At 30.8% G+C, this 712-nt stretch carries 1 protein-coding gene and 1 pseudogene; both read right to left on the bottom strand.

Annotated elements, in window-relative coordinates; genetic code table 11:
- A partial coding sequence (locus CLTEP_RS15265) for a hypothetical protein (protein ID WP_207644332.1) occupies positions 1 to 199 on the bottom strand: 199 nt, incomplete at its 3' end.
- Between the two features lie 21 nt (positions 200 to 220).
- Positions 221 to 712, bottom strand: a pseudogene (locus tag CLTEP_RS15015) (transposase); the annotation flags it as partial.

Here is a 712-nt window from a genome sequence, read left to right as displayed (position 1 = left end):
CGATACTAGTTTCAATTATATTTACAGTTCTATCTTTGTATCCAATTTCTTTAACCCATGAACACTTCTCTGACTTATTTATCTCTACTTTCTTTAACTGTTGAAATTCAGACCATAAAGTTTTTATCGATTCTACAAGACTCCCACTTCTATAAGTGGGAGATTGAAGCTTTTGCTTCAGGTGGAGTAGAGTCTCCACCTGAAGTCTCGATGTTTTGCTTTAGCAAAACGAGTTCACTCTTCCTTCTTTAAATCTAAGTAAATATTTCCATTTGTTTTTATTGCATATCTCAAACACAGGTTCACAGGCATACAGGCTATCGCCTAAAATACATATAGGGAGTCTAGGATATCTTCTTTTGAGTTTAGTAGCCAATCTTTTAAAAGCTTTAATTTCACAATCCTGCTTATCATATTTTTCATCTGGGTTTTCAATAAATTCAGTATCTATACTAAATACCATATCGCCAAAAATCAACTTAGCTTCGAGAACACAATGGAAATACAGTGTTTTTTCAATATTTCCATCTTTATCTTTGTACTCTTTCTTTAAACAATGCTCACAATGTTTCTCTTTAAATTTAAATAATCCTGTTCCATCTATAGCTATAACCCAATATTTATCTAATAATCTATAATGCTCCAAGCTACGCTTTTTAAACATTTCTTTAAGCATATAATCTCTAATATACTCTAATTCATTAATATCTAA

It is taken from the genome of Clostridium tepidiprofundi DSM 19306, assembly GCF_001594005.1.
In the GTDB taxonomy this organism is placed as follows: Bacteria; Bacillota; Clostridia; order Clostridiales; family Clostridiaceae; genus Clostridium_AC; species Clostridium_AC tepidiprofundi.
This window is presented reverse-complemented; position numbering and strand designations above follow the sequence as displayed.